Source organism: Rhodococcus sp. SG20037 (assembly GCF_031763325.1).
Taxonomy (GTDB): Bacteria; Actinomycetota; Actinomycetes; order Mycobacteriales; family Mycobacteriaceae; genus Rhodococcus_F; species Rhodococcus_F qingshengii.
This window is the reverse complement of sequence record NZ_CP134497.1, coordinates 5,840,645-5,857,480: the sequence shown is the minus strand read 5'-3', so window position 1 is coordinate 5,857,480 and position 16,836 is coordinate 5,840,645. Positions and strand designations below refer to the sequence as shown.

The 16,836-nt window shown below is 61.6% G+C and carries 16 protein-coding genes; 9 read left to right on the top strand and 7 right to left on the bottom strand.

The genetic code is table 11. From position 1 onward, the window contains the following. Positions 1–62: 62 nt before the first annotated feature. Both RHP72_RS27075 and RHP72_RS27070 read left to right on the top strand, forming a co-directional pair. A complete protein-coding gene (locus tag RHP72_RS27075) occupies positions 63–1,616 on the top strand; it encodes an acetyl-CoA hydrolase/transferase family protein (protein ID WP_007730514.1) in 1,554 nt (517 codons plus the stop codon). Positions 1,617–1,653: 37 nt separating this feature from the next. After that, positions 1,654–2,865, top strand: a complete 1,212-nt coding sequence (locus RHP72_RS27070; RefSeq protein ID WP_007730515.1) for a CdaR family transcriptional regulator — start codon at positions 1,654–1,656, stop codon at positions 2,863–2,865. On the opposite strand, the gene RHP72_RS27065 is transcribed toward RHP72_RS27070, so the two are convergent. Next, positions 2,866–3,693 (bottom strand): SDR family oxidoreductase, encoded by an 828-nt coding sequence (locus RHP72_RS27065; protein WP_003942902.1) that lies wholly within the window; start codon positions 3,691–3,693, stop codon positions 2,866–2,868. A 164-nt stretch (positions 3,694–3,857) separates the two neighbouring features. Here RHP72_RS27065 and RHP72_RS27060 point away from each other — a divergent pair, with 164 nt between their 5' ends. Further along, the gene (locus RHP72_RS27060; RefSeq protein ID WP_054781271.1) at positions 3,858–5,090 is read left to right on the top strand and encodes a CdaR family transcriptional regulator; all 1,233 of its coding nucleotides are present in this window, start codon (positions 3,858–3,860) and stop codon (positions 5,088–5,090) included. Between the two features lie 4 nt (positions 5,091–5,094). On the opposite strand, the gene RHP72_RS27055 is transcribed toward RHP72_RS27060, so the two are convergent. Then, entirely contained in the window at positions 5,095–5,442 is a 348-nt protein-coding gene (locus RHP72_RS27055; RefSeq protein WP_003943172.1) for a hypothetical protein, read from the bottom strand. Between the two features lie 225 nt (positions 5,443–5,667). Here RHP72_RS27055 and RHP72_RS27050 point away from each other — a divergent pair, with 225 nt between their 5' ends. Continuing rightward, entirely contained in the window at positions 5,668–6,753 is a 1,086-nt protein-coding gene (locus RHP72_RS27050; protein ID WP_064075031.1) for a TerC family protein, read from the top strand. Positions 6,754–6,814: 61 nt separating this feature from the next. Here RHP72_RS27050 and RHP72_RS27045 read toward each other — a convergent pair whose 3' ends face one another. Beyond that, a complete protein-coding gene (locus RHP72_RS27045) occupies positions 6,815–7,861 on the bottom strand; it encodes an NADP-dependent oxidoreductase (RefSeq protein ID WP_030536117.1) in 1,047 nt (348 codons plus the stop codon). A gap of 368 nt (positions 7,862–8,229) precedes the next feature. Here RHP72_RS27045 and RHP72_RS27040 point away from each other — a divergent pair, with 368 nt between their 5' ends. Both RHP72_RS27040 and RHP72_RS27035 read left to right on the top strand, forming a co-directional pair. Then, positions 8,230–9,495: a cytochrome P450 gene (locus RHP72_RS27040; RefSeq protein WP_058226857.1), complete on the top strand. Its 1,266-nt coding sequence runs from the start codon at positions 8,230–8,232 to the stop codon at positions 9,493–9,495. A gap of 138 nt (positions 9,496–9,633) precedes the next feature. After that, positions 9,634–10,215, top strand: coding sequence for a PadR family transcriptional regulator (locus RHP72_RS27035; RefSeq protein ID WP_311094906.1), 582 nt, complete (start codon positions 9,634–9,636; stop codon positions 10,213–10,215). A 108-nt stretch (positions 10,216–10,323) separates the two neighbouring features. On the opposite strand, the gene RHP72_RS27030 is transcribed toward RHP72_RS27035, so the two are convergent. Beyond that, positions 10,324–11,046 (bottom strand): IclR family transcriptional regulator, encoded by a 723-nt coding sequence (locus RHP72_RS27030; protein ID WP_007730520.1) that lies wholly within the window; start codon positions 11,044–11,046, stop codon positions 10,324–10,326. A gap of 280 nt (positions 11,047–11,326) precedes the next feature. Here RHP72_RS27030 and RHP72_RS27025 point away from each other — a divergent pair, with 280 nt between their 5' ends. Continuing rightward, a complete protein-coding gene (locus RHP72_RS27025) occupies positions 11,327–12,253 on the top strand; it encodes an alpha/beta hydrolase (RefSeq protein ID WP_030536114.1) in 927 nt (308 codons plus the stop codon). 5 nt (positions 12,254–12,258) lie between these two features. Here the strand turns inward: RHP72_RS27025 and RHP72_RS27020 are convergent, their stop codons facing one another. After that, entirely contained in the window at positions 12,259–12,909 is a 651-nt protein-coding gene (locus RHP72_RS27020; RefSeq protein WP_030536113.1) for a Dabb family protein, read from the bottom strand. After that, the gene (locus RHP72_RS27015; protein WP_007730530.1) at positions 12,902–13,249 is read right to left on the bottom strand and encodes a hypothetical protein; all 348 of its coding nucleotides are present in this window, start codon (positions 13,247–13,249) and stop codon (positions 12,902–12,904) included. Before RHP72_RS27015 ends, RHP72_RS27020 begins: the two co-directional genes overlap by 8 nt. 241 nt (positions 13,250–13,490) lie before the next feature. Here RHP72_RS27015 and RHP72_RS27010 point away from each other — a divergent pair, with 241 nt between their 5' ends. Then, on the top strand, positions 13,491–14,378 hold the full coding sequence (locus tag RHP72_RS27010) for an SDR family NAD(P)-dependent oxidoreductase (protein WP_042921616.1): 888 nt from the start codon (positions 13,491–13,493) through the stop codon (positions 14,376–14,378). A 47-nt stretch (positions 14,379–14,425) separates the two neighbouring features. Then, complete coding sequence (locus RHP72_RS27005) at positions 14,426–15,289, top strand: SDR family NAD(P)-dependent oxidoreductase (protein ID WP_311094045.1); 864 nt, start codon at positions 14,426–14,428, stop codon at positions 15,287–15,289. Between the two features lie 27 nt (positions 15,290–15,316). On the opposite strand, the gene RHP72_RS27000 is transcribed toward RHP72_RS27005, so the two are convergent. Further along, positions 15,317–16,813, bottom strand: coding sequence for an MFS transporter (locus tag RHP72_RS27000; RefSeq protein WP_202426560.1), 1,497 nt, complete (start codon positions 16,811–16,813; stop codon positions 15,317–15,319). Between the last annotated feature and the right edge of the window lie 23 nt (positions 16,814–16,836).

Here is a 16,836-nt window from a genome sequence, read left to right as displayed (position 1 = left end):
GAGCGATTCTGTCTGGGTTATCCCCGTAAATCGCTTCGACGTGCCCTGTTTATCCTGGTGCCGTGAGTTCAACCTTCGGTGAGACCGGACACAACGCCACCTCCAACCGCATTCGCGCCACAGCGTTTGCGTCGAAGGTGATGTCTGCGTCCGACGCCGTGAAGTTCATCAACCCGGGCGACACCGTCGCGATCAGCGGTTTCGCGAGCGCCGGTACACCAAAGGTTGTCATTCCGGCCCTGGCCGAGCGCATTCACCGGACCCGCGGCAACGGATCGAACTTCACGATCAATCTCCTGACCGGCGCTTCTGTGTCCACCGAGACCGAAAGGCTGCTCGCGGAGGTCGATGGAATCGCGCTGCGCATGCCGTATCAGTCCGAGGCCACCGCACGTCGCCGGATCAACGACGGTCGTATGGACTACGTGGACATCCATCTCTCCCACGTGGCTCAGCAGGTGTGGGAGGGCTACTACGGCAACGTAGACGTCGCGGTGGTCGAGGTCGCCGGTATCACCGAATCGGGGGAACTGATTCCCTCCGCGTCGATTGGCAACAACAAGACCTGGCTGGACGTCGCCGACAGGGTCATCCTCGAAGTCAACTCGTGGGTGCCCGAGGCGATGGAAGGTATTCACGACGTCTATTACGGCACCGCGCTGCCGCCGCATCGCAAGCCGCTCGAGATCATTCGTGTCGAGGACCGGATCGGCCAGACCACGTTCCGAGTGGATCCCACGAAGGTTGTGGCCGTTGTCGAGACCAACTGCCGTGACAGCGCGAGCCCTCTCACTGCACCCGACGCCGTCAGTGAGGCGATCGCCGGCCACGTCCTGGAATTCTTCGACTTCGAGGTGCGCGCCGGACGGATGCCGGCCGATACGTTGCTTCCGCTGCAGGCGGGCATCGGCAATGTCGCCAACGCGGTGCTCGGAGGGCTCGATCGGGGGCCGTATCGCGGCCTGACCTGCTACTCCGAGGTCATCCAGGACGGGATGCTGAAGCTGATCAAGGACGGAACCGTCGCGCATGCGTCGTCGACGGCTTTGGCGCTCACCGAAGAGGGCATCGAAGAACTGACCGCGAACATCGACTTCTACCGCCACCACATCACGCTCCGTCCGCAGGAGATCAGCAACCACCCGGAGGTGGTGCGCAGACTCGGAATCATCGCCATGAACGGCATGCTCGAGGCCGACATCTACGGCAACGTGAACTCGACGCACGTCATGGGGACGAAGATCATGAACGGAATCGGCGGCTCGGGGGACTTCGCCCGCAACGGCTACGTGTCCATGTTCCTGAGCCCGTCGACGGCCCGCGGCGGTGAGATCTCGGCGATCGTGCCGATGGTTCCGCACGTCGACCACACCGAGCACGACACTCAGGTGTTGGTGACCGAGCAGGGGTTGGCGGATCTGCGAGGTCTGTCGCCGCGGCGACGCGCGCGCCTGATCGTCGACAAGTGTGCTCACCCGGAATTCCGGCCACTGCTCCACGATTACATCGCTCGCGCCGACGCTCAACCGGGTGCGGGGCAGACGCCGCACATCCTGGGCGAGGCATTCTCGTTCCATCAGCGGTACATCGACACGGGTTCGATGCGCCTTTCGTGAAGCCAGGCAATGCTGCCGGCAGTGAGAGAATGCGAGGGTGAGCCGAACCGGGGTACCTGACGACGCCATACGCCGGGTTGCCGCGGCGGGGGCCGATGACGCCGGTGGCCTGCCCGTCGAACTGCTGGGTGATTTCCTCGACGTGCTCAGCGACGCTGTCTGTGAAGGGAAACCGCTGCAGCGTCGCCAGCTGCACCGCTTCCGCGCTCGCGGGGAAGAAGCAGCGCAGCAGGGTGTCGCCCTGCGAGCCCTGCTCGATCTGTATCTCTCCTCGGCCTGGCGTCTGTGGCGTGAACTGCCTGCTGTTATTGCGGCACAATCGGATCCGAACGCCGTCGTCGCGGCCGGCGAAGTGATGCTGCGTGCCGTCGACGATGCCGTCGCCGAACTGGCCGAAGGTTTTCAGTTGGCCAGGCGTTCTCTGGTCCGCTCGCAGGTATCGGCACGCCGCGAGTTCGTCGACGACTTGTTGACGGGCGGCGCTGACGTCGTCGGATTGTTGGATCGCGCTTCAGGATTCGGTCTCCACCTCAGTGGTCCGCATGCCGTGGCGGTAGTGACCGCCGCCCGTGAGTTCACCGACGACAACCCTTTGGTGCGCGCCGTCGAACGTGCCGTTCTGGGTAGCAAGGGTGACGCCGACGCGTTGGTCGCCAGCAAGAGCGGCAAACTGGTGGTCGTTTTCGCGGCGCCGGATCGCGATGCCGTCGACCACGTGCTGGCAGGGATTCGTTCGGCTCTCGGACCGGGGACCGATGACGACGGGCGAGTGCAGTTGCAGCGGCGTCCTTTGGACGGCACGTGGCAGATCGCTGTCGGGCGCCCTCGAACCACCGCTTCGGGCGTGGTGGCGTCGTACCGGGAGGCGCTGGACGCACTGGACCTGGCGCAGCGCCTGTCGTTGACCGCACCGATCATCGATGCTCGTGACCTGCTGGTCTACCGGGTTCTGGTCAACGACAGACCGGCGGTCACCGACCTGATCCACACCCTTCTCACGCCGCTGCTCGAGGCGCGTGGTGGCGCTGGACCGATGATCGACACACTGCTCGCGTACTTTTCCGCCGGCGGCAATACGGCTAAGACCGCCCGAGACCTGCATTTGTCCGTCCGCGCCGTGACGTACCGGTTGGACCGCATCCGTGAACTCACCGGTCAGAACGTCAACGATCCCAACGACAGCTTCGCACTCCACGCTGCCGTACTGGGTGCGAAGCTGCTCGACTGGCCGGCCACCGAGCTGACCTGATCAGCTTGCGCGGGCGCGTTCTTCGTAGGCAGCACGTGCCGCGGTGTCGACGTCGCCGAGAAACTGCGTCTCGACGCCGAACAGTCGGCTCAATGCCTCGTACGGCCGCCGGGGGAAGAAGCCCTGTGCCTGCACGAGCAGCCCGGACACCCGCGTAATGCGTACGCGTGGGCGCGGTTTGGTGATCAAGCCGACGACGGCTTCGGCGATTTCCTCCGGCTGAACCTCTCGGAATCCCTTCATGCCCGAAGTGCCCGAGGTGAGTTGGGTGTTGGTGAGCGTCGGCAGCACGGACGAGATGTGAACTCCGGTGCCACGAACTTCCTTGCGGACAGAATCGGTGAAGCCCAACACCGCATGCTTGGCGCCGCAGTACGTCGACAAACCGGGGCACGGGAGTTCGCCTGCAAGCGAAGCGATATTGATGACGTGTCCACGTCCGCGCGGAAGCATCCGTCGCAATGCGAGCTTGGTTCCCGTGATCACGCCGAGGACGTCGATCTCGATGATGCGTCTGGTCACGGAGTCGTCCTCGTCGACGATCCGTCCGACCGGCATGATGCCCGCATTGTTGACCAGCACGTCGATCGGGCCGAGTTCACCTTCGACGGTGTCGAGGAAGTCGAAGAACGAGGCGGGGTCGGTGACGTCGAGGCGCCCGAACGTGCGGATGCCCAAATCCTTGGCTGCTCGCGCGAGAGTGGCTTCGTCGATGTCGCCGATCGCGACCGTCGCACCCAGGCTGATCAGCCGCTTCGCGGTGGCGTATCCGATGCCCCGGGCGCCGCCGGTGATGACCACTACCTGACCGTCGAAAGGTTTGTTCATTTACTCCAGCGTCTCCAAAGATAGGGGTTGGTTGCAGTGAGATGAATCTGCAGTGAGATGTGATTGTGGACCAGTCGAAACCGGGTTGCTAGGGCTTCTTGGCCGAAGCGAGACGGTAGATTTGTGACTAAATAACAATCAGGGTGACAAGTCAGGGAGGCGCCATGGACACATCGGAGTTGGACGGCTGGATTGCAAATCTCGCGCCCATCTATCTCCAGCCGGAGGTGATCGACGGTTTCGTTCAACGCATCGACGACGCCATTGCGGTGGCCAATCCTGAAGTGGCGGGTGATCGGGAGCTACGACGCGATGTGGATGCGAGCACTGCGGCGCAGCTTCGCGTCATCGTGGCCGCGATCGCGGGCGGTTCCCAGGAGGTCACGCCGCCGCCGGAGTCGGTTGCGCTTGCACTCACCGTCGCCAGGCGCGGTATGGATCTTCGAGTCCTGCTCAAGATCTACGGTGCCGGACGCCTCGCGATGCTGGGCTTCGTCGACGAGTCGATAGAAGCACTCCCGATCGGTCCGGAACTCAAGCGCGCACTTCTGGTCCGAGTGTGGGGTTCGGCGATGAGATGGCTGGAAGTGACCACCGAATTGTTGGTGGCAACGTATGCGAAGGAGCGTGAGAGCTTGGCGCGCGGCGCTTTTGCGCGTCGGTCCGAGACGGTGCACGCGATTGTCGCAGGCGAAGCACTTCACTCCGATGAGGTGTCGCAGATTCTCGACTACCCGATGCGGCGCCACCACACTGCGTTTGTTCTCTGGACGGACGACACCGATCCGGCCGCCGACGTATTGGCCCGATTGGACTCGTATGCGCGTTCCTTTGTGGACGAGTCGAATGCCGAGCGCGTGCTGACGCTGCCTTCGGGGGCGCGCGAGGTGTGGTCGTGGGTCGCGCATTTCGACGACCATGAGTGGGCGGCGCTCGATCGTGCTCGGAATTCGGATCTCCGTGTCGCGGTGGGGGCCAGCGGTTACGGAATGGAAGGATTCGCGCGCAGTCACCGCGAGGCTCTCGCCGCGCAGCGCATCGCGGTCCGTTCGACGGGTTCGCCGGGGGTCACCGTCTACGAAGATGTTCAGGTTCCCTGTCTGCTCACCGAAGATCTGGACGAACTGCGTGCGTTGGTGGCTCGGGAATTGAAAGGCCTCGCCGGCGCGGACGGTGTCACGACGCGTATCCGTGGCACCGTTCGGGTCTATTACGAGAACAATTGCACTGCAGCCGCTACCGCCGTGGCGCTCGGTCTGCACAAGAACACCGTGCGGTATCGACTCGATCAGGCCGAAAAGCTGTTAGACCGCAGCGTGGACCAGCGTCGGCTGCCAACAGAGTTGGCGCTCATCGCGCTGGAGAGCTACGGAGCCGCCCTCCTGGCGAACCCGTGACTCGCTACTGCATGTCGTCGAGCCCGGGGAGCGAATAGCCGGAGCTGTCATCCCAATCGGCGGGGGTGTCGTCGAGTGAAACGTCCCAGTCTGCGTCGGGCACCGCTCGCCGGAGTTCGGTCAGAGCGTTGAACCAGTAGACGAGCGAAGGGATTACCTCGGTCGGGTCGCTTGAGATCTTTGTCGAACCGTTGAGCAGAGTGTTGGGGATATCCGACGGATAGAGGTCCAGGACCTCGTAGTCGAACGGAAATTCGTCGTTGTGGACGGCGATGAGTCGGTCGACTTCGGCCTTCTCGTCGTCGGTCAGCGGTGTGGTGCGGACGGCGGAGTAGTACAACGAGGTGCTCATGCTTGCCAGGCTAGAACAAGATGCCGTCCAGCGGCGGTTTCGGACGCAACACCCTCAGATTGCATGGTTTCGGCAACTTCAGGTGTGAAAGTCGTCGATATTTCGACCGGGATGGATAGAAGTCGGCAAGGAACACTGGAGAAGACGGCGAGACGGCCGTCCGAACCCAGTGAAGGAGCTCCCCGTGACCGCAGTCATCAGTGCCATTCGGGTAGGTGGTCAGCGATGAACGTTCCCATGTGGGCGTGGGCCGCGTTCGCCGCAGTCATCGTCGTCATGTTGCTCATCGACCTGCTCGCCCACCGCGGCGCGCACGTCATCGGCTTCAAGGAAGCGGCCTGGTGGAGTGCACTCTGGGTCGGTTTGTCTCTCGTATTCGCGGTGGTCGTCACCCTGACCTTGGGGGTGAACTCGGGCGTCGAATTCACCACGGCCTGGCTGTTGGAGAAGAGCCTCTCCGTCGACAACCTCTTCGTGTTCGCCCTGATCTTCGGTTACTTCAAGGTGCCCCGTGAATACCAGCACCGCGTGTTGTTCTTCGGTGTCATCGGCGCCCTGATCTTCCGCGGTATCTTCCTCGCCGCCGGCGTTGCCGTGGTCAGCAAGTTCACGGCCGTGCTGTTCGTCTTCGCCGCCATCCTGCTCTACAGCGCCTACAAGCTGCTCAAGGACGACGACGAGAACTTCGATCCGGGAACCTCGCTGGCGGTTCGCTTGCTGCGCAAGATCATGCCGGTCCGTGAGGAATACGCAGGAACCAAGTTCTTCGTCAAGGAAGCCGGAAAGCGCGTCGCAACACCACTGTTCGCCGTCGTCGTCGCCATCGAAGCTGCCGACCTCGTGTTCGCAGTCGACAGTGTCCCGGCAGTGCTGGCAGTGAGTGACGATCCATTCATCGTGTACTCCAGCAACGCGTTTGCGATCTTGGGTCTGCGTGCCCTGTACTTCCTGCTCTCGGGCCTGCTCGAGAAGTTCCACTACCTGTCCAAGGGTCTGTCGATCATCCTCGCCTTCATCGGCGTGAAGCTGATCATGCAGGCCAGCCACAAGGTGATCAGCACGTCGATCCCCGAGATTCCCTCACTGGTCAGCCTCGCGGTGATCATCGTGGTGTTGGCAGGCTCGATCATCCTGAGTCTCAAGAAGCCGCTACCGGAAGAGCCTGAGGCCGAAGAGGTTGCGACCGGTGATGCACCGATCGACCTCGAGAAGTCAGGTCCTGACGGCAGCATCGAGAAATCCGGCGTCCAGCTCGCAACCGGCGAGCGCGACGACGATGACGACAAGGTAGATGCTCGGCCCAGAGGCTGACGCCTGATCGGCTGAACGAATCGAAAAGGGAGACCACACAACGACGTGTGGTCTCCCTTTGTCAAATCATCACCAACTGCTTCCCCCGGTTGTGCCCCGAAAGCTGCCCGATCAAGGCCGCTGGGGCATTTTCGATGCCCTCGGTGACATCGTTGCGGTAGCGCAGTCCACCTTCGGCGATTCGAGCGGACGCCCACGCCCGGTACTCCGGGTACCGGTCGTAGTGGTCGTAACAGACGAACCCTTCGATGCGTAGACGTTTGCGTAGTACAGGGCGTAGGGGAGGCCCGACTTCGCTTTCATCCTGGTTGTATTCGCTGATCATTCCGCACACGACGACCCTTCCGAAATCGGCCATGCGATCGAAAACCGCTCGCGTGATCGAGCCTCCGACGTTGTCGAAATAGACGTCGACGCCCTTCGGACACAATTCGTCCAACTGCTCGCCGATGTTCGCCGTCTTCCTATCTATGCAGGCGTCGAACCCCAATTCCTCCACAACGTATTCGGTCTTCTCACCCCCGGCGATTCCGATCACCCGGGCGCCCGCCAGCTTCGCGATTTGGCCTGCAACCATGCCGACTGCTCCGCCGGCCGCCGAAACCACGACTGTGTCTCGCTCTCGGACGTCGGCGACCAACCGCATTCCGCAGTGTGCGACAAATCCTGGCTGTCCTAGAATTCCGAGTTCATCTCCTAGGGAAGCTCGATTCTCCCTCGGTATGCGGTCCAGGGCAGCGCCTTTGATTGTGTGATAAACCTGCCAGTGCGTGCCGCCTCGAACCAAATCACCTGCCGCAAAGTCAGGATGCCGCGAAGAAATCACTTCGCCGACTGCGATGCCGTCCAAACCGGAGTGCGCAGGCACCACTCCAGCCAAGACGACGTCGCCGATACCGGCAACAGCTCCCAACGGCCCGGGGGCAGAGCTGGTGGACGGTAGGCGTCTTCGTATCGCCGGATCGATCGAAAGATAGTGGGCGCGGAACAGAACTTCGCCGTCCGCGGGCGGCCGGATCGGAACCTCGTCGATCCGAAAATCTTCTACGACAGGCAAGCCGCGGGGAGCTCGAACGACTCGCACAGCGCGGTTCACATATTCGGTCATGCGCAATTTCCAATCTGCTTCGACACCGGTTCGCATCACTTCTCGGGACGATTGCCCGGAATTGATCTCGCCGCCTTACTGATTCACGGCGAAGACGTCTGGGAATTCTGTCCTCGAGCAGCAAGGAGCGCACCTTCCCGCCCGCTCAGTGAGAATGTGGCAACCCGACGTCCGGAGCGCGACTTCATTTCCCATACAGCGGGCGGTTTGTTGGTTGCCTCGTAGTCCGACTGTGAAGCTCTGCGCAGTTCAGTTCAGCGCAGCGCTGACGCTCGTCACCAGTGGTATTCGGCTGTGGATTTTTACGAGGGCGTCAATGATCTGCCAGATCTTGTGTGAGTGATTTTGTCGAGGACGAGAGGTTGACTATGACTTCGCCGGTGGGTTCGGAGCGTGCGGTTCATGACACAACGGATTGGCTCAGAACGGGATTGGTCGATCCAACGGAGCCAGGCTTCCTGTCCGATCCGTACGCGCGGTACGCGATTGCGCGAGAAGTTGCTCCGGTACAACAGCATTCGAATGGCGTATACATGCTTTTCGCCTACGACGACGTGAAACGCGCACTGGCGGACAAGTCGCTGAGTTCGTCGGAACAGTATGCACTCGAGGCACCGCGCAATATGCGGATCAAGGCGGCCGGTGGCAGCGACGCCTACTTGTTGCGCCCATCGTTGTCGAAGCTGGATCCGCCGGACCATCTGGCATTGCGCAAGCTACTGGCGCGCCCGTTCACGCCCAGGGCAATCAAGCGTTACGACGCGCGGGCGAAGGAAATCGTCGACGAGTTGCTTGCCGATCATGGACGGGGCTCCGAGATCGAGCTGGTGACGGAACTTGCTCATCCGCTACCGATTCGCCTTGTCTGCGAAATTTTCGGTATCCCCGTACCTGCCGACACCGATACGATGTTCGAGTGGACCCGTAAGGGACTCAACCTACTCGATCCGTTTCTGACTGCCGAGCAGACCAGCGACTACATTTCCGCTCAGCGTGATTTCTCGGCACACCTTCAGGACGTTATCGCTTGGAAGCGCAACAATCTTGGCGACGACATCCTGTCGGACTTCATCTCCGCCGGCGACGAAGGCGAGATAATCGGGCCGGATCAAGTTGCCGCTACCGTGCAGACTTTGGTCATCGCCGGACTGGACACCACAGTCAATCAGGTCGGTCTCACCATGAATGCACTTATGGGCCATCGTGATCAGTGGGAACGACTCGTCGACGACAGGGCACTGCTCGATCACGCGGTAGAAGAAGTCCTGCGCTATGAGCCGACGGCGCAGTTGATGATTCGCATTGCTCCCGAGGATTACGCGGTGGGAGATGCGGTGATTCCGGCCGGAAATCACATTGTGACGTGGCTGGCGTCGGCAAACCGCGATGAAACTCGATTCGGTCCGAACGCGGACAGATTGGACTGGTCGAGGTCAAATGTCCGGGACCACATCACGTTCGGTCACGGTGCGCACGCTTGCCTCGGTGCGTGGTTGGCCCGGCTGGAGATCAAGACCATCCTGAATGCGTTGATCGACAAAGCGCCGAAGACCGAGCTCGTCGACGGTGGAGTGACGTGGGGTGGCACGGCCTTTATCCGCGGTGTCTCCGAACTGCGATTGAACCTTTTCTGATTGCACGAATTCGTGAACAGACCACTCGGTGGGCAAGTCGGTGTCAGATGGTCGACGTCTTGTTAGTCTGGGCCGGTGCCTGATCCCGCAACTGCGCGTTACCCGGCATTGCCCGCGACAAGTTGGGCAGTGCTGGGAATGCTCACATTCGGAGAAGAACTCAGTGGCAGCGATCTGAAAAGCTGGGCCGACTGGAGCTTCGGGTTCTATTACTGGAGCCCGTCGGTGAGCCAGGTCTATACCGAGCTCAAAAAGCTGGAAACGCTGGGATTCGTCAGTTCGCGGGAGGTTTCGGAATCGGGTGGGCGTCGTCGACGAGTGTTCACGATAACCGAATCCGGTATCGAGGCTCTCAGATCATGGTCACGCCGATCGGAGATCGAAACCCCCGTTCTCAAACATGGAGTGATGTTGAGACTGTGGGTCGGCCACCTCAACGACCCCGATCAGCTCAAGTCGATAGTGCTCGATCACATCGACAACCTCGAGGCAAAGAAGCTCAAGGCAATCGAACACGCCGATAACTCGGAGAATGAACCCGCCTGGGCATTTACCGAGATGAGTCTGCGATGGATAGGCCGCCATTTTCAGATGGAGATCGACCTCGCCGCTCAGTTGCTCGATGACATCGATGAGGCCGCCGCTCGATTCGCGCAAGGCGACGCCAACGCTCTCGGCTTGCCGCAGCCCGTCAATGCCGGTAGTTGGAAGTTGATCTGAGCGTGCGGAGGTACAACTCTCCAGATTCTGCCCCACGCCAATAGAATTGTGCTGTCGAGGTTTTCGTGCCCAGTCTTCGTGCTTAGTCTTCGTGCCTAGTCTTCGTGCCTACTGAGCTCGCATGCTTTCGGTGGTCCGGACGCCCGCATTTCGCCACAGGGAAGCGGCTGTTTCCCGAAGAAGCCCGGTGAGAGGCGAGTTCCGCTCGTCGAGCGGCATTTGTCGGAGCGGTCCGCAGATCGACAGCGCGGAGGTCGCGACGCCGATCGGGCCGATCGGAGTGGCGATCGTGCCGAATCCGTCGATCGGCGTGTCACGGCCGTATCCCACGCCGGTTTTTCGGACCTCGTCGGCCGCCTCTCCTCGCTCGTTGTTGAAGGTGTGGAGGACCCTGCCGACGAGAGTTCCGTCTGCGCGCGTGCTGAAACCGATCCGATTCGGAATCATGCTGGCGAAACGACCTGCCATGTGGGCGCGGCACACCACATTTGAGCCGTCGAGAATCGTCATCTCGACGATCAGTCCGGTACGCCGGTGCAATTCGTACAGGTGCGGATGCGCAGCTGAGTGAAGTCTGTCCTGGTACACGGCCAACGAGCCGAGTTCCACGAGCCGCAACCCGAGCGTGTAATCGCGGCCGCTGCGGTGCAGCCACCGAAGTTGGACCAGATGGTCGAGTATGCGGTGGGCTGAAGACCTTGGAAGCCCGGTTCGTCGGACAATCTCGGCGAGGGTGAGACGATCTCGACCGCCGAAAGCATCCAGTAGCAGAGAGACTCGGTCGAGGAAGGCGTTCGGCGTTGCGGGATCGACCTCGAGCTGGAGCGACATGTGTTCCCTCTGCTATCCCGTAGTCAAGTTGGACAACTGCCCTGGACAAGGCTATTTCGATTAGGAATGATGACATGTTTTTTCTGCTTTGTGAAGAAGGCCACCCTGTGGATCGGACGCCTCCGGTGCTCGTCGGCGGAAACGGACCACTGATCGGGAGAGCGGGTTCCTTGCTTGGTGGTGGGCGATCTACGTTGACGTGATCACACGCCAAGTGGACAAACGCGGATGCCGGCGCAGACGTAGCGCCACCCGCCGGGCTGAGAGACCAGGAGACGATATGACGATTCAAGCGGAAGTCACCACGATGCTCGCAACCCTCAACGCTGGATTCCCGGATGTCACCAGTGTCCCGCCGTCGGAGCTACGAACTCTGATTCGGAACCGACGTGCGCCGCTGACGGGTCTTCCCGACATGCTTTCAGTCGAGAATCACGTAATCGACGGTCCCGGTGGAGATCTGGCAATTCGCGTCTTTCGTCCGCATGGAACCTCGAACGACGTTCCTCTCGTGGTCTTCGCTCACGGGGGCGGTTTCGTGTTCTGCGATCTGGACAGTCACGACGAATTCTGTCGATCGATGGCGCAGGGAGTCGGCGCAGTAGTGGTTGCCGTCGACTATCGGTTGGCGCCGGAGCATCCGGCACCGGCAGCCCACGACGACGTCTACGCCGCGGCGGCGTGGGCCAGCGAGCATGCTGCCGAATACGGTTCCGACGCAGGTAAAATCGCACTTGTGGGCGACAGTGCGGGAGGGAACCTCGCGGCGACCGTGGCTATTGCCGCTCGGGATCGGGGTGGTCCGGAAATCGCCCTTCAGGTTCTCATCTACCCCGTGATCGACGACGACTTCGAAACCGAGTCGTATCGGCTCTACGGCACGGGTCACTACAACACCACCGCAGCGATGGAATGGTACTGGCAGCAGTACGCGCCTGAAGGTCGCGACGACGCCCGTGTGATTCCTACGCGTGCGGAGACGCTCGCCGGTCTTCCGTCTGCTGTCGTCGTGACAGCCGAACTCGATCCGCCGTGTTCGTCAGGTGACGCGTATGCGCAGATGCTCGCGACGGCTGGCGTTTCGGTGCGCCATCATCGCTTCGAAGGATTGTTCCACGGCTTCCTCACTATCCCGTCTTTGTCACTGACCGAGCCTGCGCGACAGAAGCTTTGGGCGATGACGCGCGAGGCGCTCGGTAGCGAGTAGGCAGATCACTTCACTGTCAGGAGTCTCTCGGTGAGATTGCCGAACGTGTGACAGATTCTGTCGTGGACCACGGCCTCGGGACATTCGGGGTCGAACCACCGGTCCACCACTGCCCAGTGAATCGGATGATCGAGGTACTGGGTCTGCAGTGAGCCGAGGTCGGTGAACTCCTGCTCCCAGACATGAGTCCATGGTGTGTGCCCGATCGCTGCGTCGACTCGGCTGAGACGCCAGGCGCAGATCGACGAGATATGGGTAGGCATCCTGAGCAGATCCCGTTCGAATTCCTCGAGTACGTCCTGGGGTGTGCTGGGGGATACCCGGATGAACAGCGCTCGGTACACCTGACCGGCGGCTTCGGCGCCGGAACGTCCCGTGGTCCCGGACGAGTACTCGGCACCGTGGAAGTGGTCGACGGCGGCGCAGCGCAGGCTGTCGTCGACCGCATCTCGGGCTGTCTGCCAAGCCATCTCGTCTTCGAACTGAAGATGGACGATCAGATCTCCGCCGTTGATGACGCCGGGAAGTGTCGTACAGACGAGACGACGCAGCGCGTTCGACGATTCGGCAACTGCGGCAATGTTCTTCACTGCAGCGGTCCACTCGTCGGCGCCCGCCCCGTTGGCGGCGTGCACGACTCTTGTCACGTTATACATTGCTCAGTCCTTCGATGTCCTTTGCTGCGGCGGCCATGGAGCGACTCCGTTCGATTATGAGCGGAGCCATTGCATCCCACCACTGCCTGAGGGTGGAGTCTCTGCGGCCCTGGCGCGTCATCGACCACCAGCCGGCCGTGCCGTCGACCGTCCAGGTGACGGTCAAGGTGTTCGGGTCTTGATCGCACCACAACGGAGGGCTGACGAGTACGTCGGCGAGTGTCATGCCGCGACGCTGTGCACTCGGCAAATACTGGTCGAGTAGCGCGTCGACGAACTGTCGACCGCATCCCGGTTTCGTGACTATCCGATCGATCACGTAGAGCGTTTCATCTGCCATTGGTGAAGATTACTTTCCCCTAACCCGTTGTGATGCTTTCGATCTCACACAGCGGGAGATAGCGAATTTGGTCATGTGCCCGGCATTTCGACACCTCCCGTCAGGCGGGAATCGTTGCTGTGCAACAGAATCGGATGATGCAACATGGCGGACAACGATTGCGTGAAATGCAGTCGAACTCAGGTCGAACACATACGTCATGTGTTCGATGTCGTGAAGTGGAAGAGCCTTGGAGGAGCAGTTGAATCACTCGCTGGTAGGGAAGACCGCGCTGGTGACCGGGAGCAGTCGAGGCATCGGCAGGGCGATCGCCAGGCGACTGGCGGCAGAGGGGGCAACCGTGGTCGTCACCGCACGGTCGACTCGGCCTACCGCGGCAGTCCGTGCCGACAGTAATGTCGTCATCGGCGGTACGTTGTCCGAGACCGTCGAGATGATCGAGTCGCAACACGGTCGTGCACTTGCCATTCCGGCCGATCTCGAGGATTCCGAGGCTCGCGACGGATTGATCGAGAAGGTCGTCTCGCGGACCGGAGGTATCGACATCCTCGTGAACAATGCCGGGTTTGCCGACTACGCGCCGATCGAGAAGATGTCGCTGGCGACGTTCGATCGGACCCTCGACCACTACATTCGCGCGCCGTTCGCCCTGTCGAAGGCAGCCATCCCCTACATGCGAGAGCGCGGCGCAGGCTGGATCGTGAACATCGGTTCCTCGACGGGACTGAATCCGATCAGGCCCTTCCGCGACTACAACAAGACGTCGGGTGACGTGATTTACGCGTCGATGAAGGCAGCACTGCACAGGTTCACACAGGGCCTCGCCGCGGAGGTGCTGGACGACAATATCGCGGTCAACTCGGTGGGGCCTTCCACTGCGATCTCGACTCCCGGCGCCGACGCACTCATTCCGGATGGATACGAAACCGAGCCCGTCGAGTATCTTGCCGAGACGGTACTGGCCATGTGTTCTCTTCCCGCGGCCGAGCGGACCGGCCTTGTAGCCTTCAGTCTTCATTTTCCCTGGTATCAGGATCTGGTCGTGAAGGCGCTCGACGGGCAAGGGCTGATGCCCAGACGAGAGCCACCGACGTGGTGCAATCCCAACATTCTGCCCGAAGGAATCTGAAGTCTTTGTCGAGCAATAGTTTCGGCGACACAACCCGAGGAGTGGAGATGTCCCACGCTGAACGCCGGTTCGGTACCGGCACGGCCGTCGTGACCGGTGCGGGGGCCGGTATCGGTGCAGGGTTCGCCCGTCACCTTGCGCGGCTGGGAATGACGGTGGTCGTTGCCGACATCGACGAGGAGCGTGCGTCGCTCGTCGCCGAGGACATTCGCGCGGCCGGTGGGAGAGCTGACGTCCATGGGGTGGACGTAGCGGATGCCGATGCCGTGAAGAGGATGGCGGACAATGTGTTCGATCGTCACGGCAGCGTCGAGTTGCTGGTCAACAATGCCGGAGTGGAGACGGCCGGGTTGCTGTGGGAAGTCAGTGGTGCGCGGTGGAGACGGTTGATGGAGATCAACGTCGACGGCGTCTTCTATTGCCTTCGTGCTTTCGTGCCATTGATGTTGAAGGTGGGTAAGCCGGCGTGTGTGGCCAATCTGTCTTCTGTCGGCGGGATCAACAGCGCCGCGGTGCAAGGACCGTACATCGTCAGTAAGTTCGCGGTGCTGGCGATGACCGAGAGCTTGCACCAAGATCTGTCGTTGGTCGACTCTCCGATTCAGGTCAGTGCTGTTGTTCCACACTCGATCCGGAGTGAGATCTTTCGTGCGGCCCAGCGTGACGCGCCGACTACGAACGTCACGGCAAACGCTGTCTTCGATGCAATGCAACAGGCGAACGTCGAATCCGGACTCGACCCGCTCGATGCCGCCGAGCACATGACCGAAGCAATAGCGCGTGGGGACTTCTGGGTGTTCTCCGACGACGACGCGTGTCGGCAGTTCACCGACCGCCGAGCCGCTCAGCTTCGAGACCTGCAACCTCCCGCCGATCCTCGCACAATGCTCACGCGCATGGGCATCTCGTGAATGCGGAGCTGTTCGGAGCAGGCCTGTTCACGCGCTGCCGTTGACAGACGTCGACGCACTCTTGGGGAGGCCTGACCAACCCACCAGGCCGACCAGAGCGAAAGCTACGGCGGCAGTGACGAAGGTGACGGTGAAGGCGGATTCGCTGGGCAGAGCGGATACGCCCTCTGGCAGGTTCGCGATGGTCATCGAGGCGAGAATCGTAGTCACCACTGCACTGCCCATGGCGCTGCCGGTGGAACGGGAGATCGAGTTGATGCCGTTGGCTATTCCACTCTGGTGTCGCGGAACGCTCGACATGATGATCGCGGGCATGGCCGCGTAGCCCAGGCTCACGGCGGCGCCGATCACGATGCCGGCACCGATGACCGACGCGGTGTGCGTGTGGTCGTACGCGAGCCAGGCGAACGGCACCGCACCACAGATGGCGGTGAGTCCCAGGACGAAGCGTGGCCCACGCACTCTGATGAGCCGCCCACCGATCGGTGCTGCGATCAGCGAGGCAATCGCACCCGGCAGCAGGAATTCCACCGACGCACGCAGAATGCTGGCGTCGAATCCGTATCCCGTGAGGGCGTGGGGAAGCTGCACGAGATAGGAGATGCCCAGGAAGTTGGCGAACATTCCGAAGCCCAGCATGACCCCCGCCAGATTCGCCATCATCACGGGCCGGTGGACGAACATTCGCATGTCGACCAGTGGTTCGTCGACGATCTTCTCGATCCAGACCCAGACTGCGAACATCACGATCGAGCCCAGGAAAACACCGATGGTCACGGGTGAGAACCAACCCCATTGGTGGCCTTGCGAAATCGACAACAGGAGCAGAAGGAGTGCAGCGCCCAGGCTCAGCGCGCCGATGACGTCGACGCGCCCGCCGCTCTTGTGCTTGGTTGCCGGAACCAGCGTGATGACGGCGACGAGGGCAAGCAACGCGAACCCGGTGGCCATCCAGAAGGCGTTGCGGTAGTCGGCATCCGGAGCCGATGTGAGAAGTCCGGTGGCTACGAGGGCGAGCCCGCTGCCGAATGCGAGAGTTCCGCTGACCAATGCCATCGCGCCGGGAAGCTTGTGTGGGCGGACCTCTTCGCGCAGGACCGACAGAGCCAGCGGGAAGATGGCGGTGGCGGTCCCCTGGAGGACGCGTCCGAGGATGAGAAGTGGCAGATTGTGTGCCAGTGCGGCGACGATCGAACCGATGACCATGACGACCAGAACGCCGACCAGCGTGCGCTTCTTGCCGTGCTGATCGCCGTAGCGGCCCAACAGGGGAGTGAAAACGGCGGCCGACAGCAACGTCGCCGTCGTCACCCAACTGATGCCGGCCGCGGATGCGCCCAGATCGGACTGAATACGCCCCAAAATCGGGACGGGCAGTGTCTGCATCATCGAGACGATCATCGCGGCCAGGCTGAGCGCCCCGATGATGACGGCCTCGCGGCGCGGCGATGTTACGACGGATACATCCGGGGTGTCGTGGACCGTTGGCTGCGCAGCGCTGTCGGTCGTCACTGAATTCGTCAAGTGGGTCCTTCTCGGGAATTACA

Bases quoted from the DNA above. Each gene is read 5' to 3' on its own strand.
- RHP72_RS27025 (WP_030536114.1), top strand. From the start codon at position 11,327: ATGACGATTCAAGCGGAAGTCACCACGATGCTCGCAACCCTCAACGCT.
- RHP72_RS27065 (WP_003942902.1), bottom strand. From the start codon at position 3,693: ATGAACAAACCTTTCGACGGTCAGGTAGTGGTCATCACCGGCGGCGCC.
- RHP72_RS27050 (WP_064075031.1), top strand. From the start codon at position 5,668: ATGAACGTTCCCATGTGGGCGTGGGCCGCGTTCGCCGCAGTCATCGTC.
- RHP72_RS27030 (WP_007730520.1), bottom strand. From the start codon at position 11,046: ATGTCGCTCCAGCTCGAGGTCGATCCCGCAACGCCGAACGCCTTCCTC.
- RHP72_RS27045 (WP_030536117.1), bottom strand. From the start codon at position 7,861: ATGACCGAATATGTGAACCGCGCTGTGCGAGTCGTTCGAGCTCCCCGC.
- RHP72_RS27035 (WP_311094906.1), top strand. From the start codon at position 9,634: ATGCTCACATTCGGAGAAGAACTCAGTGGCAGCGATCTGAAAAGCTGG.
- RHP72_RS27020 (WP_030536113.1), bottom strand. From the start codon at position 12,909: ATGTATAACGTGACAAGAGTCGTGCACGCCGCCAACGGGGCGGGCGCC.
- RHP72_RS27055 (WP_003943172.1), bottom strand. From the start codon at position 5,442: ATGAGCACCTCGTTGTACTACTCCGCCGTCCGCACCACACCGCTGACC.
- RHP72_RS27060 (WP_054781271.1), top strand. From the start codon at position 3,858: ATGGACACATCGGAGTTGGACGGCTGGATTGCAAATCTCGCGCCCATC.
- RHP72_RS27040 (WP_058226857.1), top strand. From the start codon at position 8,230: ATGACTTCGCCGGTGGGTTCGGAGCGTGCGGTTCATGACACAACGGAT.
- RHP72_RS27005 (WP_311094045.1), top strand. From the start codon at position 14,426: ATGTCCCACGCTGAACGCCGGTTCGGTACCGGCACGGCCGTCGTGACC.
- RHP72_RS27015 (WP_007730530.1), bottom strand. From the start codon at position 13,249: ATGGCAGATGAAACGCTCTACGTGATCGATCGGATAGTCACGAAACCG.